This is a genomic window from Streptomyces sp. NPDC060000, assembly GCF_042737375.1.
Lineage (GTDB): Bacteria > Actinomycetota > Actinomycetes > Streptomycetales > Streptomycetaceae > Streptomyces.
Genome location: NZ_JBHWUU010000052.1, coordinates 45,590 through 69,081, shown reverse-complemented (window position 1 = coordinate 69,081; position 23,492 = coordinate 45,590). Strand labels below are relative to the sequence as shown.

Below are 23,492 nucleotides of genomic sequence, written 5' to 3'. Positions count from 1 at the left end.
GAACGGCCTTGTACGGCAGGGGTGTTGGATCCCGGCCAAGGCAGGCGGAGTACGGGACACGGCGGCCCCGACTGCGGAAGAGTGGGGAGACGCGGTGCGAGGGAGCCCCGACCGACGGGACAGAGGGGACGACGATGCTGACGACTCCCGTGAGCGAGAGGCGACTGGACATCCTGGAGTGGCTGAAGGAGCCGGCCCGGCACTTCCCGCCGCAACGGCACGGCGACCTCGTCGAGGACGGCGTCACGGCGGACGGCGTCGCGGTGAAACTGGGCGTGCGCCGCCAGGTGGCGAGCACCCACCTCACCCTGCTGGCGGGCGTCGGCCTGCTGCGCGCCAAGCGGATCGGGCGCCGCACCTACTACCGGCGCGACGAGATGCGCATCGCCGAAGTGGCGCGGATGTTCGAGAAGGGGTGGTAGGGGACTTCGGCGAGGGGCGGCAGAGGATGGAGAGATCGCCCCGCGGAAAGCCCCGGCAAAGGACCACGGCCACGACCTGTCCGCTCCGCGCCCGCCTGCGAGGATGGCCGCCTCTTCAAGGAAGGGCGGGCCCATATGGACCGTCGGACGCCTCTCGTCCCTCTCAGGTACATCACTCTCCCCGGGCGCGGCCCCGAAGACGTCGTCGCCGACCCTAGAGGGCGCGTGCTGACCGGGGTGTCGGACGGGCGGATCCTGCGTGTCGACGGTCTGGACGACCCGCCCGCGGCTCGCGTCGAGCACATCGCCGAGATCGGCGGCCGGCCACTCGGCCTCGAACTCCTCCCGGACGGCGACCTGTTGGTCTGCTGCGCCGACGGCGCGCTGCTGCGCGTGGACCCCGACGGCGGCACCGGAAACGTCCGTGTCCTGACCGAGTCGGTGGCGGGGGAGCGGCTGCGCTTCTGCAGCAACGTCGTGGCCCTGCCCGACGGAACCGTCTACTTCACCGTCTCCAGCCAGGTCCATCCCCTGCAGGACTGGATGGGTGACATCGTCGAACACACCGGCACCGGGCGCCTGTTGCGTCTGGAGCCGGGTTCCCGTGAGGCCGAAGTCGTCCTGGAGGGACTCCAGTTCGCCAACGGCCTGGCGCGCAGCGCCGACGGCTCCTTTCTGATCGTCGCCGAGACCGGTGCCCGCCGCCTCACCCGCTACCGGCTCACCGGCCCACGGGCCGGGCAGGCCGAGCCCCTTGTCGAGCACCTGCCGGGCTTTCCGGACAACATGTGGCGCGGCGCGCCGGACGGCCCGGTCTGGGTGGCGCTGGCCGGTCCGCGCGTCCCCCCGCTCGACCTGCTGCACCGAACCGGCCCCGCCGTACGCCGGCGGGCCGCCCGCCTCGCCCGGAACGCGCCGTTCCGCCCGTCGGGCGCCACGGGCGTCCTCGCGATCGACGACGACGGCCGGATCCTCCACCACCTGACCCACCGCCGCTCCGGGTTCCGCATGGTCACCAGCGTCTGCGAGACCGGCGGCCGGCTGGTGCTGGGCAGCCTCTGGGAGCGGGGCATCGCGGTCTGCGAGGCGCCCGTGACCAAGTAAGACGGCGTTAGGCTGGTGCCCGGTCGTGATCACTCCGACGAGGTGGGGTGCTCCCGGCCCGGGCAGGAGACGTACGACATGACAGCTCCGGAGGCGGGAAGCCTGCGTACCGGCGCCGCGCGCAGGACCACCGGGACGGGCCGGCTCCCGGTGGTCGCCGTCGTGGCCGTCGGCGGCGGCATCGGTGCCGTGGCCCGTTACGCGGCCTCCCTGTGGTGGCCCACGCAGGCCGGCGGATTCCCCTGGACGACGTTCTGGGTGAACGTCGTCGGCTGCGCGGTGATCGGTGTCTTCCTGGTGCTGATCACCGAGGCGGTGACCGTCCACCGGCTCGTACGGCCCTTCTTCGGCACCGGTGTGCTGGGCGGCTTCACCACGTTCTCCACCTACGCCGTCGACATCCGGCAGCTCTTCGGCCAGGGCCGTCCCGGCACGGCCCTGGCCTACCTCGCCGCGACCCTGTCCGCGGCGCTCCTCATGGTGTGGCTGGCGGCCACGGCGACCCGACGCGTTCTTCTGTGGAGGCAGCGATGACCAGGCTGACCGGCAGTGCTCTGCGGCTGACCGTCTTCGTCGGCGAGAACGACACCTGGCACCGCAAGCCCCTCTACACGGAGATCGTGCACCGCGCCCACGCGGCCGGTCTCGCGGGCGCCAGCGTCTTCCGGGGCATCGAGGGCTTCGGCGCCTCCTCGCTGATCCACACCTCCCGGCTGCTCTCGCTGAGCGAGGACCTGCCGGTCGCGATCGTCGTCGTGGACACCGAGGAGCGGGTGCGGGCCTTCCTGCCCGAGCTCGACGAGCTGGTCTCGGAGGGCATGGTGACCCTCGATCCCTGTGAGGTGATCCGGTACGTGGGCCGGGGCGGAAACCGGGCCGGGGGCCGGGGTGAGCACCGGACCGCGAACCGGACGGCGAACCAGATGAGGAAGCAGACGACGAACCGGAGGAACGAGGCGGAGAACGAGGCGGAGAATCTGGGCGATTCGGACACGAAGGGTAAGAAGTCGTTGTGAACTGGCTGGTGGTCGCCGTCGGCGGCATGATCGGCGCCCCGCTCCGCTATCTGACCGACCGCGCGGTGCAGTCCCGTCACGACTCGCTCTTCCCTTGGGGCACCTTCGTCGTCAACCTCACCGGCTGCCTGATCCTCGGTACCCTGACGGGCGCCACCGTCGTCGGCCCCGACCTGCGGTTGTTCCTGGGGACAGGCCTCTGTGGAGCGCTGACGACCTACTCGACGTTCTCGTACGAGACACTACGGCTGACCGAGACCGGTGCAGGCCTCTACGCCGCCGCGAACGCCGTGGCGAGCGTGGTGCTGGGTCTCGGCGCCGCGTCCGCCGGTCTCGCGATGGGTCGGTGGGCGTGGTCGTAGGCGGTCCGGCCGGCTTCGAGGCTGGTAGGACTGTGCATGACACCGGAACGTCTACAACGCTGTCGACACATTCGTCTTCTCAGAACTGGATTCCATGAGCGCCATCTCCGTCGGCCAAGCCGTCGTCCTCGGAGCCGTCGAGGGAGTGACCGAGTTCCTCCCCGTCTCCTCCACCGGCCATCTGAAGATCACCGAGGGCCTGATGGGCATCCCGGTCGACGACGACGCCGTCGTCGGGTTCTCGGCCGTCATCCAGGTCGGGGCGATCGCCGCCGTGCTCGTGTACTTCCGCAAGGACATCGTGCGGATCGTCTCGGCCTGGTTCCGGGGTCTGCGCAGCCGTGAGGAGCGTCACCACCACGACTACAAGTTCGCCTGGTGGGTGATCTACGCGACCATCCCGATCGTCGTCGTCGGCCTGGCCGCCAAACCGCTCATCGAGGGGCCGCTGGCCTCGCTGTGGGTGGTCGCGGGGTCGCTGATCGTCGGCAGCGGCGTGATGTGGGCGGCGGACCAGATGGGCCGCCACAAGCGCGGCGAGGACGACACCTCGTTCAAGGACGCGATGCTGGTCGGCAGCTCGCAGATCCTCGCGCTGCTCTTCCCCGGCTTCTCCCGTTCCGGCGCCACCATGTCCACCGCGCTCATGCTCGACCTGGACCGGGTGGCCGCCACCCGGCTGTCGTTCTTTCTCGGCATCCCCGCCCTGACCGGCGCGGGAATCTACGAGCTGAAGGACGCGCTGGGCACGGGTGCGGGCGCGGCGCCCCTGGTGGTGGGCACGGCCGTGTCCTTCGTCGTCGCCTACGCCTCCATCGCCTGGCTGCTGAAGTTCGTCGCCAAGCACTCCTTCAACGCGTTCGTCATCTACCGGCTCGTCGTCGGCGTGGCACTGTTCGGGCTGCTGGCCGCCGGCGTCCTCGACAGCTGACCACAACCCGGCAGAGTGCCATGTGAATCCCCTCAGGGGGCGGGAAGTCGTCTTTCAGGCTTCCCGCCCCCTGAATTCTTTGTTTCAGGGCGAGCCTTGACAGCGGCGGGCGGACACCCGGAGTATCACTCCCGTGAACCTGTCAGACAGCCAGACAGGTGGTGCGGGGCCGCGGCGTATCAGCGCCATGGAAGCGGTACTCACCCACCTCCGCGGTGCCATCGAACGCGGCCGGTACGCCATCGGCGACAAGCTCCCCTCCGAGGCGGAGCTCTGCCGCACCCTCGAGGTCTCCCGGCCCGTCCTGCGGGAGGCGCTGCGCGCCCTCCAGACGATGGGCCTGACCGTCGCCAAGACGGGCAAGGGCACCTTTGTGATCGCGAACACCGTGGAGGACCCCACCTTCGGCGACTACGCGGCCAGTGACCTGCTCGAGGTGCGCCGGCACGTCGAGATCCCGGTCGCCGGGTACGCGGCCCTGCGCCGCACCCCGGAGAACCTGGACCACCTGGCCCATCTGCTCGACCGCATGGAGCGGGAGACGGACACCACCGCGTGGGTCGCGATGGACACCCTGTTCCACCTGGCCGTCGCCGAGGCCGCCCAGAACCCGGTGTTCCGCCGGGTCATCGAGGAGATCCGGGACGCACTGGCGCGTCAGTCGGCCTTCCTCAACGAGCTGGGCGGACGGCGCGAGCAGTCCAACCGCGAGCACCGGGCGATCGTCGAGGCACTGATCGACGGTTCGGAGCCCGACGCGGTGGAGGCCATGAGCCACCACCTCGACCGCGTCGAGACCACCCTCACCGACATCGTGCGCGCCCCGCGCACGGACACTCCCCTGGAAGGCGGACCCGCGGCGTGAGCGACCAGCACCTCAAAGACGAGACGCGCCCCTCGACCCGTCACGTCGACGCCGGAGACGAGGGCTACAGCAAGTCGCTGAAGTCCCGCCACGTCAACATGATCGCCATCGGCGGCGCCATCGGCACCGGGCTCTTCCTCGGCGCGGGCGGCCGGCTCGCCGACGCCGGACCCTCCCTCTTCATCGCCTACGCGGTCTGCGGAGTCTTCGCCTTCCTCGTGGTGCGCGCCCTCGGCGAACTCGTCCTGTACCGCCCGTCCTCCGGTGCCTTCGTGTCCTACGCACGCGAGTTCATGGGCGAGAAGGGCGCGTACACGGCCGGCTGGATGTACTTCCTGAACTGGGCCACCACCGGCATCGCCGACATCACCGCGGTGGCCACCTACACCCACTACTGGGGCATGTTCTCCGACATACCCCAGTGGGTGATCGCGCTCATCGCCCTGGCCGTGGTACTCACCGTGAACCTGATCTCGGTGAAGATCTTCGGCGAACTGGAGTTCTGGTTCGCCATCGTCAAGGTCAGCGCCCTGGTGATCTTCATGTGTATCGGCATCTTCCTGCTGGTCACCCAGCACCCGGTGGACGGCGCCACCCCCGGCCCGTCCCTCATCACCGACAACGGCGGCATCTTCCCGAGCGGCCTGCTGCCCATGCTGCTGATCATCCAGGGCGTCGTCTTCGCCTACGCCTCCGTCGAACTGGTCGGCGTCGCCGCCGGTGAGACCGAGAACCCCGAGAAGATCATGCCGAAGGCGATCAACTCGATCATGTGGCGCGTGGGTCTGTTCTACGTCGGCTCCGTGGTCCTGCTGTCGATGCTGCTGCCGTGGAACAAGTACACGTCCGGCGAGAGCCCCTTCGTGACGGTCCTCTCCAACATCGGCATCCCGGCGGCGGGTGGGGTGATGAACCTCGTCGTCCTCACCGCGGCCATGTCCTCGCTCAACTCCGGCCTGTACTCCACCGGCCGCATCCTGCGCTCCATGGCGATGTCCGGCTCCGCCCCCAGGTTCACCGGCGTGATGAGCCGCAGCCAGGTCCCGTACGGCGGCATTCTGCTCACCAGCGGTATCTGTGTCCTGGGTGTCGGTCTGAACTTCGTGGTCCCGGCGGACGCCTTCGAGATCGTCCTGAACTTCGCGGCGATCGGCATCCTCTCCACCTGGGGCATGATCATGGTCTGTCACCTCCTCTTCTGGCAGAAGACCCAGAAGGGCGAGCTGACCCGCCCGGACTACCGGCTGCCGGGCTCTCCCTGGACCGAACTCGTGACACTGTTCTTCCTCGTCTCGGTCCTGATCCTCATGTACGCCGACGGCGGCGCCGGACGCACCACCGTGCTGTGCCTGCCGCTGATCGTCGCGGCGCTGGTCGCCGGGTGGTACGCCATCCGCCGCAACCGCGCACGCACCTCGTCCAGGGCCGACGCGTGACCCCGTCACCGGCCGCCGACCACCCACCAGTGATGCAGGCAGTGATGTACAGCAGTTCCCTCGCCGACGCCCCCGCGATCCGCGAACCCCTCCACGCGCCCGTCGCCCACCTCGTCCGCGGCGGGGTGACCGAGGGCATCCACTACGGCTCCGTCGTCGTCCTCGGCGCGGGCGGTGAGACCGAGCTCCAGCTCGGCGACATCGAGGCCGCCTGCTACCCGCGCTCGGCGCTCAAGCCCGTCCAGGCCGTCGCCATGGTCCGGGCCGGGCTGCCGCTCGACGGCGAGCTGCTCTCGCTCGCCGCCGCCAGCCACTCCGGCGAGGAACGCCACCTCGCCGGGACCCGGCGGATCCTCGAGTCGGCTGGGCTCACGGAGGACGACCTGCGCAACGTCACGGACCTGCCGTACGACCCGGTGGTCCGCGACGGGTGGATACGCGAGGGCCGCGCGCCGTCCCGCCTCGCCCAGAACTGTTCCGGCAAGCACGCGGCCATGCTCCACACCTGCAAGCTCAACGGCTGGTCCCTCGACGACTACCTCGATCCGGCGCACCCGCTCCAGCAGGCGATCGCCGAGATCGTCGAGGACCTCACCGGCCAGCGGATCGCACGAATCACCGTCGACGGGTGCGGCGCCCCCCTGTTCTCCGTCTCGCTGCACGGCCTCGCCCGGGCCGCCGCCCGCATCACCACCTCCGCGCCCGGCACCCCCGAGGCGCGGGTGGCCGACGCGATGCGCGAGCACCCCGAGATGGCCTCAGGCTCCGGCCGGGACGTGGCCGCCCTGATGCGGGCCGTCCCCGGCCTGCTGGCCAAGGACGGCTTCGAGGGCGTCGAGGTGGCCGCGCTCCCGGACGGCCGGGCCGTCGCCGTCAAGATCTCCGACGGCGCGAACCGCGCCCGCGTCCCGGTCACCGCGGCGGCGCTCGTCCGAGCCGGTGTCGACCCCGCGCTCCTCACCGAGTTCGCGGGCGAAGCCCTCCTCGGCGGCGGCGAACCGGTCGGCTGTGTCCGCCCGGCTCGCGCGCTGGACCCGATCACGGTGCGGGCCTGCGCCTGACGGCTCCGGCCGCCGGTGCCGTTTCGCTCGGGCGGCCGCCCTGCCGCCGGAGCCGGGCAGCGGCGGCACGCCGGCCGCGGTGAGACGCGGCCACGGCCGCTGTGCCGGGTCCGGTGCGGCGCGGCCCGTCGGGCGGGGCGCCGTCCCCATGTGCGGGGGGCGGGGTCGCGCCTGACGGGCGGACGATCTCCGTGCGAGTCGGCCGGCCGGTCTCCGCGCCCGTCGGGCGGCCGGTGCTCGTGCCCGGCCGACGAGCGGGGCGTCGTGCCGCCGCCCGCCGTGCCACCCCGTGGAACAACCTGTCGCGAACCGCGAGCCGCGAGCCGCGAACCGCGAAGGCGAACCCCGAGCCGCGAGTCGGCCAAGGCCCGGCCGTAGGTCGCGTGCCGCACGGCCTTCCGCCGTGCGGCCCCGTACGGCCGAGCCCTCGCGGCCGGCCCCTGAACCGCTGTCCCGGTCACCACCGGGCCGGCGCCCGACCGGCTCGGGCGGACATGACCCCGTACCGCCCGAGCCGGCCGTCCTTCCTTCATCGCCCTCACCCCGCCCCGCCCTCCAGAAAGAGGCCGCACCCTCATGACCGCCGCCGTCACCCGCAGCGAACACGATCTGCTCGGGGACCGGGACGTTCCCGCCGACGCGTACTGGGGTGTCCACACCCTGCGCGCGACGGAGAACTTCCCTATCACCGGGACGCCGATCTCCGCCTACCCCCACCTCATCGACGCCCTCGCCGCCGTCAAGGAGGCCGCCGCCCTCGCCAACGAGGAGCTCGGTCTGCTGGCGTCGGCCAAGGCGGCCGCCATCGTCGCCGCCTGCCGTGAGATCCGCGCGGGCAAGCTGCACGACCAGTTCGTCGTCGACGTCGTGCAGGGCGGCGCGGGCACCTCGACCAACATGAACGCCAACGAGGTCATCGCCAACCGGGCGCTGGAGCTGCTCGGGCACCGGAAGGGGGAGTATCAGCACCTGCATCCCAACGAGGACGTCAACCTCGGACAGTCGACCAATGACGTCTACCCGACCGCCGTCAAGATAGCGACGGTCTTCGCGGTGCGTGGACTGCTCAGGGCGATGTCGGTACTGCAGGACGCCTTCGCCCGTAAGGCCGTCGAGTTCCGCAATGTGCTCAAGATGGGCCGTACACAGTTGCAGGACGCGGTCCCCATGACACTCGGTCAAGAGTTCTCGGCCTATGCCGTCATGATTGACGAGGACCGCAACCGTCTTGACGAGGCAGTCCAGTTGATCCATGAGATCAACTTGGGGGCCACGGCCATCGGGACCGGCCTCAACGCCCCCGTCGGCTACGCCGAGGCCGCCCGCCGCCATCTCGCCGAGATCACCGGCCTGCCGCTCGTCACCGCCGCCAACCTCGTCGAGGCCACCCAGGACTGCGGCGCGTTCGTCCAGATGTCCGGCGTGCTGAAGCGGGTCGCGGTGAAGCTCTCCAAGAGCTGCAACGACCTCCGGCTGCTGTCCTCCGGGCCGCGCGCCGGTCTCGGTGAGATCAACCTGCCGCCGGTGCAGGCCGGTTCGTCCATCATGCCGGGCAAGGTCAACCCGGTGATCCCCGAGGTCGTCAACCAGGTCGCCTTCGAGGTGATCGGCAACGACGTCACCATCACCATGGCCGCCGAGGCCGGACAGCTCCAGCTCAACGCCTTCGAGCCGATCATCCTGCACTCCCTGTCGGAGTCCATCACCCATCTGCGCGCCGCCTGCCTGACCCTCGCCGAGCGCTGTGTGGACGGCATCACCGCGAACACCGAGGCGCTGCGGGCGAGCGTCGAGAACTCCATCGGTCTGGTCACCGCCCTCAATCCGCACATCGGGTACACGGCCGCGACCGACATCGCCAAGGAGGCGCTCCGCACCGGCCGAGGCGTCGCCGAACTCGTCCTGGAGAAGGGCCTGTTGCCCGCCGAGCGGCTCGCCGACCTGCTGCGCCCCGAGGTCCTGGCGGGCAGCGGGACACCCCTCGTCTGACACCCCCCAGCTGCGACCACGCGCCAGGACCGGTGCGGAGGCACAATAGTGATCATGACAACGACGTCGTCCCGCGCCTTCCAGCCGGTCCTGGAACGCATCGCCGAGGAGATGGAGCGCACCCCGGGCCGGGGCCGCCCCGCCGACTACATCCCGGCGCTCGCGGCCCGCGACCCGCGCAGTTTCGGCATGGCCGTCGCGGAGCCGGACGGCACGGTGTACGGCGTGGGGGACTGGCGGGTGCCGTTCTCCACGCAGTCCCTCACCAAGGTCTTCACCCTCGCCCTCGACCTGGCCCGCGAGGGTGACGAACTCTGGGAGCACGTGGGCCGCGAACCCTCGGGAAACCCCTTCAACTCCCTGATCCAGCTGGAGTACGAGAACGGCATCCCGCGCAATCCGTTCATCAACGCGGGCGCGCTGGTCGTCACCGACCGCCTCCAGACCCGTACGGGCGACGCGGCGGGCGAACTCCTCACGTTCCTGCGTGCGGAGAGCGGCAACACCGCGCTCGGCTTCGACGAGGAGGTCGCCGCCTCCGAATCCATGCACGGCGACCGCAACGCCGCCCTCGCCCACTTCATGGCGTCCTACGGCAACATCGACAACGCCGTGCCGGTCCTCCTCGACCAGTACTTCCGGCAGTGCTCCCTCACCGCCTCCTGCGCCGACCTCGCCCTGGCCACCGGCTTCCTCGCCCGGCACGGCGTCCGCGCCGACGGCACCCGGCTGCTCACCGGCAGCCAGGCCAAGCAGGTCAACGCGGTGATGCTGACCTGCGGTACCTACGACGCGGCCGGTGAATTCGCCTACCGGGTCGGGCTGCCCGGCAAGAGCGGCGTGGGCGGCGGCATCATCGCCGTCGTACCGGGCCGCTGCACGCTCTGCGTGTGGAGCCCGGGCCTGGACGAACGAGGCAACTCGGTGGCGGGAGTGGCCGCGCTGGACCGGTTCACGACCCTGACCGGCCTGTCGGTTTTCTGAGGCCGTTCCGAACCCGTCCTCGTCTGGCCGAGCCCGTCCGAGCCCGTCCGAGCCCGTCCGAACCGTTTCCGCGCCCGCTCGGAGCGCGTGGTTCACTCCGGCCGGGCCAGGAACTCCGTCAGCAGGGGAAGCAGCAGGTTCGTGCGCCGCGTCAGCGCCATGTGCGTGGTGGCCGGGAGGACCGCCCGCTCGGCCCGGGGGATGAGCAGGTGAATCTCACGTGCCGGTCACACACACGCCGCCGCCCCGAAGGCGCGACGTCGCTCCGCGGCCACCCGGGATGGACACCATGACGGAGTGTTGGCCAAGGCTTTCCCCATCGATCTCCGTCGCTGCCAGGTCCTCGGCCTGGCCGGTACGGCCTGTCTCGCGCTCGGCGGTGAGACGGCCGGCGCGCTGCCCGCCCGGGAGCTCCTGGCCCCGTCCTCGGCGCACGCCGTGCTCGGCCTGGTCGGTGTGTACTTCGGGCTGGTGCTGCTGACCGCGGCCTGGGTCCTCCTGGGCACACTGGTGCGCGGCGCCGATCCGCCGACCCCGCGCGCCCTCGTCCTGGTCCTCGCGGTCTGGGCGGCGCCGCTGCTGATCGCGCCGCCGCTGTTCAGCCGCGACGTGTACAGCTACCTGGCCCAGGGCGCCATGGTGGAAGCGCACCTCGACGTGTACGCGCACGGTCCGGCCCGGCTGGGCGGTCCGCTCGCCGACGAGGTCGCACCGCTGTGGCGGAACACCGGAGCCCCGTACGGCCCGGTCTTCCTCGCCGTCGCCGCCGCCCTGTCGGGACTGACCAGGGGCGCCCTTTCCGCCGGGCTTCTCGGGATGCGGTGCGTCGCGCTGGCGGGAGTGGCGCTGATGACGGCCGCCCTGCCCCGCCTCGCCCGGCACAGCGGAGCCGACCCGGCCGCCGCGCTCTGGCTGGGCGTGCTCAATCCGCTGGTGCTGCTGCACCTGGTGGCAGGCGCCCACAACGACGCGATCATGCTGGGTCTGCTCGGCGTCGGTCTGGTCGCCGCGCTCGGCCGGCGCCCGGTGCTCGGGGCCGTCCTGATCACCCTGGCCGCCCTGGTCAAGGCGCCCGCCGCGCTGGGTCTCGTCGCCGTCGTGGTGCTGCAACTGCGCCCGGGCGGGCGCCCGGTCCGCACCCTGCCGGCGACGGGGGCCGCGTCCGCCGCCACCACGGTCGTGGCGACCGCCGTCGCGGGCACCGGGTACGGCTGGATAGCGGCCCTGGGCACACCCGTCTCCGCGCACAACTGGGCGCTCACCAGTCTGCTGGGCCGTGCCACCCGCGCGCTCCTGGAGGGCCTGGGCAGCGATCTGGCGCCCTTGGCGGTGCCCGTCTGGCACGTTCTGGGGCTGGCGGCCACGGCCGTCGTCCTCGTCGTCATCTGGTGGCGGCTGCGCCCGCGCCCGGTGTACGCGCTCGGCCTGAGTCTCGCCACGGTGGCCGCGTTCGGCCCGGCGATCCGCCCCTGGTACGCGCTGTGGGGCCTGTTCCTGATCGCCGCTGCGGCCCCCGACACCCTGATCCGTCACCGGACGGCTGCCGTGGCGGGCGTCCTCGGCCTCGCCGTCCTGCCCGACGGGGGCCCCGCCGACACGGGCCGCCTGCTCCTGGCCGTCTCCGGCGGAGCGCTCGCCCTGGTGGTCCTGTGGCAGGCGCGTCTCGCCGCCCGGACGCCGGGCGTCCTGGGACGTACGGCATGAGCCCGGCGGAGATCCGGGGAGTGCGACCGCCCCGCACCGACCGGGGCCGCCTCCTGCTGCTTCTCGCGCTCGCCGCCGCCGTCACCGCCTTCACCGTGACGGTGCCCCTGCTGCGCGACTGGTTCGATCTGCGCGTCTACTACGGCACCGTCAACAGCTGGATCCACGACGGCGGCCGCGTCTACGACTACCGGGTGCCGGGCACGCCGTACGGCTTCACCTACCCTCCGTTCGCGGCCGTCCTCATGCTGCCGATGGCGCTGGTCGGGCTGCGCACCGCGATCGTGACCGCCCTGCTGCTCAACCTGGCGGCGCTGGCCGTCGTGGTGCGGGTGTGGGTCGGGCCCCGGTGGCGGCGGTACGGCTGGTACGGCGTCGGACTCGCCGCCTGCGCCCTCGCACTGTTCGAACCGCTGCGGGACACCTTCAGTTTCGGCCAGGTCAACCTGCTGCTGCTCGCCCTGGTGCTGATGGACGCCCGGCCGACGGCCACCGGGCGGCCCCGCTGGGCCGGGGTGGGCATCGGCCTGGCGGCGGCGGTCAAGCTCACTCCGGCGCTGTTCATCGGCCTGTTGCTGGTCACCCGCCGGTGGCGGGCGGCTGCCGTGGCCACGGGCGTGGCGGCCGCCGCCACGGCGCTCGCGGCCCTGGTCGCGCCGGACGCCTCACGCTTCTACTGGACGCGGGCGCTGTGGGACACCAACCGCGTGGGCCGGCTCGACTACGTCTCGAACCAGTCGCTCCAGGGTGTCCTGGCGCGGCTGGGCGTGGAGAGCCGGGCGGTCTGGGCGGTGCTGGTTCTGCTGGCGCTGTGCGGGTGGGCGTGGCGGGTCCGGCGGGCGGAGGCCGTGGGGGACCGGCAGGCGGCCTTCGCGCTCACCGGTCTCACCGCCTGTCTGGTCAGCCCCGTGACGTGGGTGCACCACCTGGTCTGGCTGCTGCCGTCCTTCGCGGTGCTGATCCGCGCGGGGCGCCCACGCGTCGCGGGCGCCCTGTACGCGGTGCTGTGCACCAGTGTGGTGTGGCTGTGGTTCGACGACGCGTCCGGCGTCGACGGCTTCCTCGGCAGCAACACCTACACCTGGATCACGCTCGGCCTGCTGGTGTGGCTGCCCGTCGGTCACTTCCCCGAGGGGCGGCGGCCGACGAGCCGCAGCACGAGTGCCACGGCGGTTCCGCCCAGTGCGGCGGCGCCCGCGATCAGCGCCGCCTCCGCCCAGCCGGGAGCGTCGTCGGCCGCTGCGGCGACGGCGGCCACGGGGGTCGCGACCACCGGGGTCGCGGCCACCGATGTCGCGGCGGAGGCGCTCGCCACGGAGGCGCTCGCGACCGGCGCGCCCATGACGGGCGCGGGCACGGTCGTGACCGGCGCGGGTACGGTCGCGGCGGGTGCCGGCACGGACTCCGGCTCCGGGCCCGGCCGGGGGCCCGGCCACGGACGCGGGCGGGCCCGCAAGGCGTCCAGGGAGCCCACCGGATCGACCCGTCCGGCGGCGGCGAACCCCCAGTCGAGCAGCTCGCGCGCCTCTTCGTAGACGGCGAACCCGCCGCCGGCCTGCGGGTTCATCACCGTCACGACGAGGGTGCGCCCGCCGTGGCGGGCGGCGGCGACCAGGGTGTTGCCGGCGTTGCTGGTGTAGCCGTTCTTGATGCCGATCAGCCCCGGATACGGCTCGACGCCGTCCGCCCCGGTCAGCAGCCGGTTGGTGTTGGCGATCCCGTACGACCCGTCGCCGTCGCCGTCCCCGTCCGCCGGGAAACGTGCCTCCGCGGTGGCGCAGTACCGCGCGAAGTCCGGGTTGCGCAGCCCCGCACGCCCGAACACCGCCAGGTCGTACGCCGACGACACCTGGCCGGGAGTGTCGTATCCGTCGGGCGACAGCACATGCGTGTCCAGGGCGCCCAGCGAACGCGCCTTGGCCTGCATCATGGTGGCCGTGGTGTGCCAGCCGCCGTTGAGGGCCGCCAGCACGTGCACGGCGTCGTTGCCCGAGTTGAGGAAGACTCCGCGCCACAGGTCGGCGACCTCGTACGTGTGTCCCTCGGCGACGCCGACGAGGCTGCTGCCGGGCCCGATGCCCATCAGTTCCTCCTCGCTCACCCGGTGCCTGACCTCGCCGGGCAGGACCGGCAGCACGGTGAGGGCGAACAGGGTTTTGAGGGTGCTGGCGGGCGGCAGCCTGCGGTGCGCGTCGGACGCGGCGAGGACCGCACCGGAGTTCGCGTCGGCGACCAGCCAGGACAGTGCCGAGACATCGGGGAGTTCGGGGACGCCGCGGTGGGGCCTGACCTGCGTTCCTGAGCGGTACAACTGGGACGGCAAGGGCGCCGCCACCCGTGGCCGGCCGGGTCCGCCGGGTCCGCCGGGTGCTGCGGGGTCGGCGTCGGCCGGGGCGGCGGCCGCGGTGGGGCCGAGGGCGAGGACGCCCGCCACACAGAACGCGCAGGCCGTTGCGGTGGCCCGGGAAGAGAATCCGATCGTCATACGATCAACGTAGGAACGAACCGGGCGTTCCCCGCGCTGCCCGTGCCGGACGAGGGCGCGTGAGTACCCGGATGCCGCACGTTCCGTCCTATGCGGCGGGCAGCGTCGGCTGGATGCGGCGCAGGAAGGCCGCGTTGTCCGGGGTGGCGCGCATCCGCTCCAGGAGCGTCTCCAGGTTCGCCTGGCCGTCCCGGGGCTGAAGCGCCCGGCGCAGACCGCGTACGGCCGTCAACTCGCCCGGGGAGTAGAGGAGTTCCTCGCGCCGGGTGCCGGAGCCGTTGAGGTCGACGGCCGGGAAGACCCGACGGGAGGCCGGTTCGCGGTCGAGGCGGAGCTCCATGTTGCCGGTGCTCTTCAGTTCCTCGAAGTAGAAGTCGTCGGCGCGGGAGCCGGTTTCGACCAGGGCGGTGGCGAGGATGGTGAGCGATCCGCCCTCCTCGGCCGCCCGCGCGGCGCCGAAGAACCGCTTGGGGCCGATCAGCGCGGTCGCGTCGACACCGCCGCTGAGGGTGCGGCCCCCGGCGGCGGCAGCGTTGTTGTGCGCCCGGCACAGCCGGGTCAGCGAGTCGAGGAGGATCACGACGTCCTCGCCCGCCTCGACGAGCCGCTTGGCCCGCTCGATGACGAGCTCGGCGAGGGCGATGTGCTGTTTGGGCGCTCGGTCGAACGTCGAGGCGTACACCTCGCCGCGCACGGAGCGCCGCATGTCGGTGACCTCCTCGGGCCGCTCGTCGAGCAGGACGACCATCAGCCGCGCCCCGGGGTGGTTGCCGGCGACGGCGGCGGCGATCTGCTGGAGCAGCACGGTCTTGCCCGTCTTCGGCGGCGCGACGATCAGTCCGCGCTGGCCCTTGCCGACCGGCGCGACGAGATCCACGACCCGTCCGGCGAGGCCGGCCGCCGGGTGTTCGAAGCGGAGCCGCTCGTGTGGGTGAAGGGGCGTGAGGTCGCGGAAGTGACGGCGGGTGCGCAGTTCGTCGGGGGCGCGGCCGTTGACGCGCGCGATCTCGGTCAGGGCGCGCTGGGTGCCGCGCACCCCTTCGACGAGGTCGCCCCTGCGCAGCTGGTGACGGCGGACCAGCGCGGCCGGGACCTGGAGGTCGGCGGGCGTGGCCAGGCAGTCCGCGGGGCGCAGCTGCCCCTTTCCGCTCGCGTCGATGTCGAGGACACCGGCGGCGACCCGGGCCGCGGGCTGCTGCTGTAGCGGGGGGTGTTCGAGAGTGGTGGTCATGGTGGTCGGTCCTTTCACGGACGGAAGGCATGGGGCATGCGAAGAATGGGGGGAGCAGCCGCGAAGGGAGGGCGCATGGCGCACCTCGGGCGGCGGGAACAGCACCTCGGCCACGGCGGAGTCGACCGTCGGTGAGGTGGTGCGGGAAAACCGCTGCACCGGCCGGAAACGGCGGATGACGCGGCGAACTGAAGGGAAATGGCACCGGCGCCCAGACGGGGCGTACACAAGTGCTACCGGCAATGTAGCACACCGATCGGCTCCGACGCCGTCAGCGCGCTCATGGCGGGGTTTGTTCCCGCCGGTGCCGCGTACGGCCTCACCCCTCCGGAAGGCTTCGCGGAGGTGCCGCGCCTGGTGTGGCGGGCCCGCGGTCCGTCGCCGCCGCGTACCAGTCGAGTTGATGTGCGGCTGCGCGTCCCTGCCGGGCGCGCTCGTCACCCTGCCGGTGGAGCGCGGGAACACCGCGGCGCAGGCGCTGGGGACACAGGTGCGGACGGCGTCGGCCCAGCCGCCGGACAGTCGGCCCGACGGGAGACGCCGGGTGAGGATTCCGTTCTCTTCCGGGTTTCATCCCAGATGTCCCCAGAGAGTAACGATCCGTGACGGCAGGGAACTTGACCGCTATTTCTGCATTACCTTCACGTCATGTCCACGCCGCCTCAGCCTCCGCAGCAGCCGGACCAGCCGGACCAGCCGTCCGGGGCGCCGGCCCAGCCGAGCGCGTATCCCTACCCGAATCCGCAGTCGCCGGCCGCCGGCGGGCCGTTGGGCTTCCCGCCGGCGGCACCCGCGACCCAAGCCGGTCAGCAGAACGTCTATGCCCAGCCCACCCTGGTCGGGCAGCCCGCTCAGCCCCAGCCGGTCAACCCGTACCTCCAGCAGGCTCCCTACCCCGTGGTCGGCCCGCCGCAGGGAAGCGGCGGTGGCGGCGCGGGGAAGGCCGTCCTGTGGGCCGTCGTGGGCGCGGTCGTGGCGTCCGCCGCCTGGGCGGCCGGCGTCTTCCTGATCGGCGCCGCGGACGATCCGGACCTGCGCGGATATACGGCACCGTCGAACCTGTGCACCTCCACGGACTACTCGTCCTTCAAGGAGGAGTACCCGGACAGCGACGGCTCCCCGACCCACAACAGTCTCCAGGACGACGCCCTCGACGAGAGCCTGTGCAGCCTCAGCCTGAAGAAGACCGGTTCGAGCTACGCGGACGCCTATCTCTCCACCCAGGTCGACCTGCACAGGAAGGCCGACCCGGGACCGGAGTTCACCGCCGGCTGGAAGAACTACGCCGACAGTCACTCGGGTTATGACGTGCAGACCGTCACCGGCATCGGCGACGAGGCCTACCTGGTCAGCGACGACACCACGTCCGGTTCGACGAGCGGCTCGCTGTACGCGACGCTCGCCGTGCGCGACGGCTGGGTGACGTACACGATGAGTTACAGCGCCTACTACTCCTCGTACGACAGCGACAAGGACCCGCCGACGCTCGAAGAGGTCACGGGCTATCTGAAGACCGACACCAGGACCGCCCTGGAGGACCTCAGGGGCTGAGGCCCGGCAGGGCCGGGGCGGCACGGCACGGAAGCCGGCGCCCGGGGGTTCGCCTCAGCGGCGGGCCTCCGGCGCGACCGGCGCGGTGGTGATCGCCGATCACCCCGGCGTGTGCCGTGTACCCGCCGTCCACGGTGCTCTCCGCGCCGTTGACGTGCGACGCCTCGTCCGGCAGCGGACGGACGACGAGCGGCGCCACCTCCTCGACGCGGCCGGGTCGCCCCTGGGGCGCGGGAGCTCTCACCCGCACCGTCGCCCGAGGTCAGGAGGCGGAGGCCGACCGTGCCTCCGCCTCCTTCAGGATCTGGTCGAACTGCGCCCCCATGGCCGCCGCGAGAGCCTGGGCGCCCGACAACGGGCGCACCATGACCGTGAGTTGGTCGACGAGCCCGTCCTCGTTCAGATGGATGAAGTCGCAGCCGGTCAGCTCACGCTCGCCCACCCGGGCCGTGAACACCAGCGCGTGGTCACGCCCGTCGCCCCCGTCGAGCTCCCGCTCGTACCGGAAGTCCTCGAAGACCCGCGTCACCCCACGCAGGATCGCCGCGGTGATCGCCTTGCCCGGGTACGGCTTGAACACGACCGGGCTGGTGAACACCACGTCCTCGGCCAGCAGCGCTTCGACGGCGTCGAGATCGCCGGCCTCGACCGCCTCACGGAACGCGCGCATCGGATCACCTCACAGCGTGAGTAGTAAATTTGTTGAGTAGGTGCGGATGAGAATAGTCACCTGCTGTTACGGTGTCCATATGTCCCTCAAGTACGCAGTCCTGGCCGCCCTGCTGGAGGGTGAGGCCTCGGGCTACGAGCTGTCGAAGGTCTTCGACGTCTCCCTCGCGAACTTCTGGCCCGCGACCCCGCAGCAGCTCTACCGCGAACTGGAGCGCCTCGCGGGGGACGGCCTGATCGAGGCGCGGCTGGTGCAGCAGGAACGGCGGCCCAACAAGCGGATGTTCACCCTCACCGAGGCCGGCCGCACGGACCTGAACGCCTTCGCCGCCGCCCCGCCCCGCCGGCCCACCGCCATCCGCGACGAACTCCTCGTCAAGATCCAGGCGATGGACGGCGCGGACCCCGAGGTCACCCGCGAGCTGGTCGAGGAACGCATGACCTGGTCCCGCGCCAAGCTCGACCGCTACCGGCGGGTGCGCGACCGCCTCCTCGACGGGCGCACCGAGGACGCGTACCTGAGCGAGGCCGACCGGATCGGCCCCTATCTGACCCTGATGGCCGGCATCTCCTTCGAGGAGACGAACCTGCGCTGGTGCGAACGCGCCCTGCTGCTCCTGAAGCGGCGGACGGCCGTAGGCTGACGCGGATGTTCAGTCCCGAAGGCCCCACCCTGCGCGAACTCGCCGTCCAGGCACTGTCGTCCGTCGAGCACGGCTACGACCTGCTCGCGCCGAAGTTCGACCACACGCCCTTCCGTACCCCCGACTCCGTCCTGGACGCGGTCGCCTCGGCCCTCGAGGAGTCCGGCCCCTACGAGGACGGCCTCGACCTGTGCTGCGGCACGGGCGCCGGGGTCGAGGTCCTGGCGACGGTGTGCCGGGAGAGCGTGACGGGGGTCGACTTCAGCGCCGGCATGCTGGCGCAGGCACGCGGGCGGGCCCGCCCGGCCGGCCCGCGGGTGTCCTGGGTGCGCGCCGACGCCCGCGCCCTGCCGTTCACCGCCGCCTTCGACCTCGTCGTCAGCTTCGGCGCCTTCGGGCACTTCCTGCCCCGCGAGCTGCCGGGCCTGTTCGCCCAGGTGCGTACCGCGCTGCGGCCGGGCGGATGCTTCGCGTTCCCCGTCCCGGCCCCGCCCGGGCCGTCGTCCCCGGCCTTCTGGATGCTCCTCGGCTTCGACGGCGTGATGCGGGTGCGCAACGCCGTGTGGCGGCCGCCGTTCGTGATGTACTACCGCGCTTTCCGGCTCGGTGAGGTGCGACGCGAACTGGAGCGTGCCGGGTTCCGAGTGGACCTCCGCGCCCTGCCCGAGTTCGGGACGAGGAGCGACGGAAGTCCACGGGTCCGTATGGTCGAGGCGCGCCGGACCGATCGCTACGACGGTCCGGACGGGAGCGGGATCACCCGGCCGCCGGGAGCGTGAACGCGTAGACCAGCGCCTCCCGTCGGGTGTCCACCACCAGGTCGGTGATCTCCAGGGGGCGCGCGTACTGGTCGTGCACGCGCCGGGTGACCAGCATCGACGGGGCGTCGTCGAGATGGGTGATGCAGTCCCGGTGGTGCAGGGTCAGACCGGCCCGGCGCATCCAGACGTAGGCCCGCCGGAGCTCCGGGGAGGCGCTCGTGTCGGCGCGGTCGCGGTACCTGGCCAGTTCCTCGACCTCGGCCAGGGCCACCGCGGAGAAGGACGTGACGGCCGTACGCAGACCGCGGCCGTCGGCGCGGGCGGACTCGTAGCGGTGCACCAGCGTCGGCCGGTCCGGGGCGAGCCCGAGCGCCTCGGCGTGCCCGGACGGGGGTGCCTCCCAGCTGACGGCGGCCCGGGCCACCGCCGACGGATCGTCCGCGGGCCGCGCGCCCACGGGGAAGGCGAGGAACGACGGGGTGCCGAGCGGCCCGCCCGGCAGGGCCGCGTGGCTGCCCCGACGGTCGGTCTCGACCAGCCCGTCGCTGCGCAGGACCTCCAGGGCCTGCCGTACGGTCTGCCTGCTGACGCCGAAGTGCCCGGCCAACTGCCGCTCGCCCGGCAGCCGTTCACCGGGCGCGATGGTGCCGTCGCGCAGCTCGCCGAGCAACTCCTGGGCGATGCGCCAGTACAGGGGCCGGTCGTCGGGGTGTGGGTGGACATGGGGTGTGGTGGGGGTGGTGCTGCGGGCCATGCCGCGCGCCTCCTGTGGGTGACGTGCCGTGTTCGTGCGGACTCGGTGCGCCACCAGATCTAGCATTGGTCTAAACCACCAGGGAAGGGCAGGTCGGCCGATCGGCCGAAACCGGTTCGCCCCGCACCTTCACTCCGCCCTCGTCGCGACCCCGCTCACAGCGCGCTGTACAGGGCGTCGACCAACGCCGTCTTCCGCGGGTCGTCGGCGATGTGCGGCCCCATGCGGTTCATCACATACCCCAGCGACACCCCCGCCTCCGGGTCGGCGAGCCCGCAGGAACCGCCGAAGCCGTCATGTCCGAAAGCGCGCGGGTTGGGTCCGTACGATCCGTTCGGACCGCTGAGCCAGAGCCCGAGCCGATCTCTGTCTCGTGCGCCAACCCGGCCCCCAGCACCAGATCCCGGCAGGCGCCCTGTCCCTCGCGCACCCGCTCGGCCGCCTCGGGGGAGAGGATCCGGTGGCCGCCGTACGTACCCCGGCCGGCGAAGATCCCGTATAGGGCGGCCACCGCCCGCGCGGTGCCGTGGCCGTTCGCCGCCGGGATCTCCGCGGCCCGCCACCCGGGCGAGTTCGCCTCGGCCGCGCCCGCAAGCGGATTGGTCAGGGCGGCGATGGCGGCGGGGGCCAACTGGCTGAAGATCGCGGCCTGTTCACCGGCCGAGGCGGCCGGCGGATGCACCAGTTCGGCCGCCCGTCCTGCCTCCTTCTCCGGCAGCCCGATCGTGAAGTCGACGCCCAGCGGTCCGGTCACCTCCCGCTCCAGGAAGGCCCCCGGCAGCAGCCCCGACACCCGCCGCACCAGCTCCCCGACCAGGAAACCGTAGGTCAGGGCGTGGTAGCCGGACCGGGTGCCCGGCTCCCACCAGGGCTCGGTGGCCGCGAGGCGCGCGGTGGTGAGCTCCCAGTCGTAGAGCTGCTCCAGGGAGTGCGGCTCGCGCAGCCCGGCCAGTCCCGCGCGGTGGGACAGCAGATGCCGGACCAGGGCGCGGTCCTTGCCCGCCGCGCCGAACTCCGGCCAGTAGGCGGCCACCGGAGCGTCGAGGTCGAGCAGCCCCCGGTCGGCGAGGATGTGCGCGCACAGCGCCGTCGGGCCCTTCGACGTGGACCACACGTTGACCAGCGTGTCCCGCTCCCACGCGCGCGTGCGCCCCGCGTCGGCCCAGCCGCCCCACAGGTCGGCCACCGGCGCACCGCCGACCGTGACGCTCACCGCGGCGCCCACCTCGTCCCGGTCCCGGAAGTTCTCCTCGAAGGCGGCGCGCACTGCCGCGAACCGCGGGTCGCAGTGGCCGTGGATCTGTGGCGCGTGCTCGGACACGGGGCCTCCGTGGTCCGCCGGAACCCCGGACCGCGACGGTGCGACCCGGGCCCCCTGAACGTACCGACTGGTCGGACTGGAGGGAAGGCCGGTCGCCGAGGCCGGCCGTCGCGGTCAGATCAGGAACCGCCGGCCCGTCGGCTCCTGGTGCCCGTCGGCCGTGTGCCAGTAGTCCCGCGACTCGACCGCGAGCCCGGCGTCGTCGAACCGGACGAGGACACAGCCGGCCAGCGTGGCGGCCACCCCGTCCTCCTCGGACAGCACCCGGAACTCGGCCACCGCGACTCCGTCCGCGCCCACGACGGGGGCCGAGAACCGCACGTCGGTCACCCGCTCCGCCGTGAACGACCAGCGCAGATACGCGGCCAACTCGGCCCGCCCGCGGTGCGGTTCACGGAACGGCATCGAGCGGTGGACACAGGACCCGGCGTACAGCTCCAGCAGCGCCGCCACGTCGTGCGAGGCCCAGGCCCGCTCCCACACACGGACGAAGCGCTCGGCGGCGGCACGCGTGTCCATGCGCCGGCCTTCAGGCGTAGGACCGCAGCCAGCGCAGCTTGGCCGCCTCCTGGTACGGGCCGCCGCCCTCATGGTCGTTGAAGTCGTACACCTCGATCGCCTTGTCCTCGTGTGCCCACGCGTTGAAGGCGGCGAACACGGTCGACGGCGGGCAGGTCTGGTCCTCCAGGGCCGCCGAGAACAGGGCGGGGGCCGAGCCCCGGGACGCGAAGTGCACGCCGTCGAAGTACGCGAGGGTGTCCAGGGCGTCCTGGGTGCGACCGCGGTGCGTCTTGAGGAACAGGCCTATCTCCCGGTACGGATGACGGTCCGTCAGCGTCGCCGCGCGCGGGAAGTCGCACAGGAACGGCACGTCCGGGGCGATGCCCGCCAGATCCGGCACCAGACCGCCCACGGCGATCGTGATGCCGCCGCCCTGGCTCCCGCCGAGCGCCACGGTCCGTGCCGCGTCGGTCAGCGGATGGGAGCGGGCGGCCTCGACCGCGCGTACCGCGTCCGTGAAGACCCGGCGGTAGTAGTAGTTCTCGGGGGCGTCGATGCCCCGCGTCATGAAACCGGGGTACGAGGGGGCGCCGCCCACCGGATCCGCGGTGCCGCCGCCACCGCCCCAGACACTGCCCTGGCCGCGGGTGTCCATGATGAAATGCGCGCGGCCCGTCGACGCCCACAGCAGGTGCTCGTGCGGCAGTCCGCGTCCACCGCCGTAACCGACGAACTCCACGACCAGGGGCAGCGGTTCCCCGGCCCCGGCGGGCAGCGTCAGCCAGCCCTTGACGGGGTGCCCGCCGAACCCGGCGAAGATCACGTCGTACACCCGCACCGTGGTCAGGCCCGTGTCGACCGGCTCGAAGCGGGCGTCCAGGTCGTGCTCGCGGGCTTCCTGGAGGGTCTTGGACCAGAACGCGTCGAAGTCCTCGGGCTCGGTGGACGCGCTGCGGTAGGCCCGGAGCTCCTCGAGGGGCAGGTCGAACAGGGGCATGGAGGACCGCCTTTTGTTAAGTGCCCATACGAATGATCACACCGTACGTGGGCGGCTGGAGGCCTCGCCAGACCCCGGTGAGAAGCTTCAGGCGGGCCTGCGACGGGTCCACCGGGGCTCCGTACGGGCCCACTCGCGCTCCCACTCGTCCAGCCGGTGCCGCATCGCCGTGCGGCGGACGACGGAGTGACCCAGCAGCACCACGGCGGCCGTACCGCCGGCCGCGCACGTGCCCAGGGTGAGGGTGTGCTGCCACACCATCGTGTCGTTCGGCGGCGGCGTCACGCTCCGGCCGTGCGCGTCGAACCACACGTCCACCATGTCCCCGGCGCGCGTGCCCTCCGGAACCCGGGCGACGGCAGTCCGCGCGTGTTCACCCGACGGGGTCCACCGGACGGCCACCCGGACCGTCTGCTGCCTGCCGCCCTCCACCGAGGGCATGGTCGCGGGCGGATGGCCGACGACCTCGGCCCGTACGCGATGCCGCTCGGCCCGAAGTTGGGACGCGACCGTCCGGGCGTCGGCGTGGGCCCACCGGCCGGCGAAGACCCCGGCCAGCGGCACGGCGACCAGCAGCAGCGCGGCGACGGCCAGCGCCGTCCACGCCTCCACCACATCCGACCGGCGCCGCAGCGGATTGTTCCGCCGGTGCCGGCCACCACGCGCACCGCCTCGCATGTCGACCTCCTCGCCGTCACGCGTAC

Annotated in this window: 21 protein-coding genes and 3 pseudogenes; 16 read left to right on the top strand and 8 right to left on the bottom strand. The window is 72.3% G+C overall.

The annotated features are described in order from the left end of the window. Positions 1-134 precede the first annotated feature (134 nt). From ACFWBB_RS25950 to ACFWBB_RS25890, 13 genes and pseudogenes are all read left to right on the top strand, one after another. Positions 135-422, top strand: a complete 288-nt coding sequence (locus tag ACFWBB_RS25950) for an ArsR/SmtB family transcription factor (RefSeq protein ID WP_385277079.1) — start codon at positions 135-137, stop codon at positions 420-422. 135 nt (positions 423-557) lie between these two features. Continuing rightward, positions 558-1,526, top strand: a complete 969-nt coding sequence (locus tag ACFWBB_RS25945; RefSeq protein ID WP_385277077.1) for an SMP-30/gluconolactonase/LRE family protein — start codon at positions 558-560, stop codon at positions 1,524-1,526. A gap of 78 nt (positions 1,527-1,604) precedes the next feature. Next, positions 1,605-2,060 carry a fluoride efflux transporter CrcB gene (gene crcB / locus ACFWBB_RS25940; protein WP_385277075.1) on the top strand — a complete coding sequence of 152 codons (456 nt, stop codon included), beginning with the start codon at positions 1,605-1,607 and terminating at the stop codon, positions 2,058-2,060. After that, positions 2,057-2,389 (top strand): annotated as a pseudogene (locus ACFWBB_RS25935) (DUF190 domain-containing protein); the annotation flags it as partial. The gene crcB (ACFWBB_RS25940) and the pseudogene ACFWBB_RS25935, both read left to right, overlap by 4 nt. A 149-nt stretch (positions 2,390-2,538) precedes the next feature. Then, positions 2,539-2,904, top strand: coding sequence for a fluoride efflux transporter CrcB (gene crcB, locus ACFWBB_RS25930; protein WP_385277073.1), 366 nt, complete (start codon positions 2,539-2,541; stop codon positions 2,902-2,904). Between the two features lie 94 nt (positions 2,905-2,998). Beyond that, positions 2,999-3,835 carry an undecaprenyl-diphosphate phosphatase gene (locus ACFWBB_RS25925; protein ID WP_385277071.1) on the top strand — a complete coding sequence of 279 codons (837 nt, stop codon included), beginning with the start codon at positions 2,999-3,001 and terminating at the stop codon, positions 3,833-3,835. A gap of 187 nt (positions 3,836-4,022) precedes the next feature. After that, complete coding sequence (locus tag ACFWBB_RS25920) at positions 4,023-4,700, top strand: FadR/GntR family transcriptional regulator (RefSeq protein WP_189922852.1); 678 nt, start codon at positions 4,023-4,025, stop codon at positions 4,698-4,700. After that, the gene (locus tag ACFWBB_RS25915) at positions 4,697-6,136 is read left to right on the top strand and encodes an amino acid permease (RefSeq protein WP_385277069.1); all 1,440 of its coding nucleotides are present in this window, start codon (positions 4,697-4,699) and stop codon (positions 6,134-6,136) included. Before ACFWBB_RS25920 ends, ACFWBB_RS25915 begins: the two co-directional genes overlap by 4 nt. Before the next feature lie 44 nt (positions 6,137-6,180). Beyond that, a complete protein-coding gene (locus ACFWBB_RS25910; RefSeq protein WP_385277091.1) occupies positions 6,181-7,197 on the top strand; it encodes an asparaginase in 1,017 nt (338 codons plus the stop codon). A 576-nt stretch (positions 7,198-7,773) separates the two neighbouring features. Continuing rightward, the gene (gene aspA / locus ACFWBB_RS25905; protein WP_385277067.1) at positions 7,774-9,186 is read left to right on the top strand and encodes an aspartate ammonia-lyase; all 1,413 of its coding nucleotides are present in this window, start codon (positions 7,774-7,776) and stop codon (positions 9,184-9,186) included. A gap of 54 nt (positions 9,187-9,240) precedes the next feature. Further along, positions 9,241-10,170, top strand: coding sequence for a glutaminase (locus ACFWBB_RS25900; RefSeq protein ID WP_385277065.1), 930 nt, complete (start codon positions 9,241-9,243; stop codon positions 10,168-10,170). Between the two features lie 297 nt (positions 10,171-10,467). Beyond that, the gene (gene mptB, locus ACFWBB_RS25895; protein ID WP_385277063.1) at positions 10,468-11,874 is read left to right on the top strand and encodes a polyprenol phosphomannose-dependent alpha 1,6 mannosyltransferase MptB; all 1,407 of its coding nucleotides are present in this window, start codon (positions 10,468-10,470) and stop codon (positions 11,872-11,874) included. Positions 11,875-11,894: 20 nt separating this feature from the next. Further along, complete coding sequence (locus tag ACFWBB_RS25890) at positions 11,895-13,409, top strand: glycosyltransferase 87 family protein (RefSeq protein ID WP_385277089.1); 1,515 nt, start codon at positions 11,895-11,897, stop codon at positions 13,407-13,409. Positions 13,410-13,492: 83 nt separating this feature from the next. Here ACFWBB_RS25890 and ACFWBB_RS25885 read toward each other — a convergent pair. Together ACFWBB_RS25885 and rho are read right to left on the bottom strand one after the other, a co-directional pair. Then, positions 13,493-14,359 (bottom strand): annotated as a pseudogene (locus ACFWBB_RS25885) (D-alanyl-D-alanine carboxypeptidase family protein); the annotation flags it as partial. An 88-nt stretch (positions 14,360-14,447) separates the two neighbouring features. Next, positions 14,448-15,590 (bottom strand): transcription termination factor Rho, encoded by a 1,143-nt coding sequence (gene rho / locus ACFWBB_RS25880; protein ID WP_385277061.1) that lies wholly within the window; start codon positions 15,588-15,590, stop codon positions 14,448-14,450. 648 nt (positions 15,591-16,238) lie between these two features. Here rho and ACFWBB_RS25875 point away from each other — a divergent pair. Continuing rightward, on the top strand, positions 16,239-17,141 hold the full coding sequence (locus tag ACFWBB_RS25875; RefSeq protein ID WP_385277059.1) for a hypothetical protein: 903 nt from the start codon (positions 16,239-16,241) through the stop codon (positions 17,139-17,141). Positions 17,142-17,403: 262 nt separating this feature from the next. Here ACFWBB_RS25875 and ACFWBB_RS25870 read toward each other — a convergent pair whose 3' ends face one another. Continuing rightward, positions 17,404-17,811: a nuclear transport factor 2 family protein gene (locus ACFWBB_RS25870; RefSeq protein ID WP_385277057.1), complete on the bottom strand. Its 408-nt coding sequence runs from the start codon at positions 17,809-17,811 to the stop codon at positions 17,404-17,406. Between the two features lie 79 nt (positions 17,812-17,890). Between ACFWBB_RS25870 and ACFWBB_RS25865 the strand changes: the two genes are divergently transcribed. Next, on the top strand, positions 17,891-18,454 hold the full coding sequence (locus tag ACFWBB_RS25865; RefSeq protein ID WP_385277055.1) for a PadR family transcriptional regulator: 564 nt from the start codon (positions 17,891-17,893) through the stop codon (positions 18,452-18,454). Between the two features lie 5 nt (positions 18,455-18,459). Beyond that, positions 18,460-19,233, top strand: coding sequence for a class I SAM-dependent methyltransferase (locus tag ACFWBB_RS25860; protein ID WP_385277053.1), 774 nt, complete (start codon positions 18,460-18,462; stop codon positions 19,231-19,233). Here the strand turns inward: ACFWBB_RS25860 and ACFWBB_RS25855 are convergent. The 5 genes and pseudogenes from ACFWBB_RS25855 to ACFWBB_RS25835 form a co-directional block, all read right to left on the bottom strand. Further along, positions 19,211-19,969, bottom strand: a complete 759-nt coding sequence (locus ACFWBB_RS25855; protein ID WP_385277051.1) for a GntR family transcriptional regulator — start codon at positions 19,967-19,969, stop codon at positions 19,211-19,213. The two genes, ACFWBB_RS25860 and ACFWBB_RS25855, sit on opposite strands and share 23 nt — an antisense overlap. Positions 19,970-20,124: 155 nt before the next feature. Further along, a pseudogene (locus ACFWBB_RS25850) lies at positions 20,125-21,182 on the bottom strand (serine hydrolase domain-containing protein). A gap of 222 nt (positions 21,183-21,404) precedes the next feature. Beyond that, positions 21,405-21,809, bottom strand: a complete 405-nt coding sequence (locus ACFWBB_RS25845; protein WP_385277049.1) for a nuclear transport factor 2 family protein — start codon at positions 21,807-21,809, stop codon at positions 21,405-21,407. Between the two features lie 10 nt (positions 21,810-21,819). Further along, entirely contained in the window at positions 21,820-22,788 is a 969-nt protein-coding gene (locus tag ACFWBB_RS25840) for an acetylxylan esterase (protein ID WP_385277047.1), read from the bottom strand. 87 nt (positions 22,789-22,875) lie between these two features. Further along, positions 22,876-23,466 (bottom strand): hypothetical protein, encoded by a 591-nt coding sequence (locus ACFWBB_RS25835; RefSeq protein WP_385277087.1) that lies wholly within the window; start codon positions 23,464-23,466, stop codon positions 22,876-22,878. Between the last annotated feature and the right edge of the window lie 26 nt (positions 23,467-23,492).

Coding starts and splice junctions, on each gene's coding strand:
- ACFWBB_RS25950 (WP_385277079.1), top strand. CDS start 135: ATGCTGACGACTCCCGTGAGCGAGAGGCGACTGGACATCCTGGAGTGG.
- ACFWBB_RS25945 (WP_385277077.1), top strand. CDS start 558: ATGGACCGTCGGACGCCTCTCGTCCCTCTCAGGTACATCACTCTCCCC.
- crcB (WP_385277075.1), top strand. CDS start 1,605: ATGACAGCTCCGGAGGCGGGAAGCCTGCGTACCGGCGCCGCGCGCAGG.
- ACFWBB_RS25925 (WP_385277071.1), top strand. CDS start 2,999: ATGAGCGCCATCTCCGTCGGCCAAGCCGTCGTCCTCGGAGCCGTCGAG.
- ACFWBB_RS25920 (WP_189922852.1), top strand. CDS start 4,023: ATGGAAGCGGTACTCACCCACCTCCGCGGTGCCATCGAACGCGGCCGG.
- ACFWBB_RS25910 (WP_385277091.1), top strand. CDS start 6,181: ATGTACAGCAGTTCCCTCGCCGACGCCCCCGCGATCCGCGAACCCCTC.
- aspA (WP_385277067.1), top strand. CDS start 7,774: ATGACCGCCGCCGTCACCCGCAGCGAACACGATCTGCTCGGGGACCGG.
- ACFWBB_RS25900 (WP_385277065.1), top strand. CDS start 9,241: ATGACAACGACGTCGTCCCGCGCCTTCCAGCCGGTCCTGGAACGCATC.
- rho (WP_385277061.1), bottom strand. CDS start 15,590: ATGACCACCACTCTCGAACACCCCCCGCTACAGCAGCAGCCCGCGGCC.
- ACFWBB_RS25875 (WP_385277059.1), top strand. CDS start 16,239: ATGTCCACGCCGCCTCAGCCTCCGCAGCAGCCGGACCAGCCGGACCAG.
- ACFWBB_RS25870 (WP_385277057.1), bottom strand. CDS start 17,811: ATGCGCGCGTTCCGTGAGGCGGTCGAGGCCGGCGATCTCGACGCCGTC.
- ACFWBB_RS25865 (WP_385277055.1), top strand. CDS start 17,891: ATGTCCCTCAAGTACGCAGTCCTGGCCGCCCTGCTGGAGGGTGAGGCC.
- ACFWBB_RS25860 (WP_385277053.1), top strand. CDS start 18,460: ATGTTCAGTCCCGAAGGCCCCACCCTGCGCGAACTCGCCGTCCAGGCA.
- ACFWBB_RS25855 (WP_385277051.1), bottom strand. CDS start 19,969: ATGGCCCGCAGCACCACCCCCACCACACCCCATGTCCACCCACACCCC.
- ACFWBB_RS25845 (WP_385277049.1), bottom strand. CDS start 21,809: ATGGACACGCGTGCCGCCGCCGAGCGCTTCGTCCGTGTGTGGGAGCGG.
- ACFWBB_RS25840 (WP_385277047.1), bottom strand. CDS start 22,788: ATGCCCCTGTTCGACCTGCCCCTCGAGGAGCTCCGGGCCTACCGCAGC.
- ACFWBB_RS25835 (WP_385277087.1), bottom strand. CDS start 23,466: ATGCGAGGCGGTGCGCGTGGTGGCCGGCACCGGCGGAACAATCCGCTG.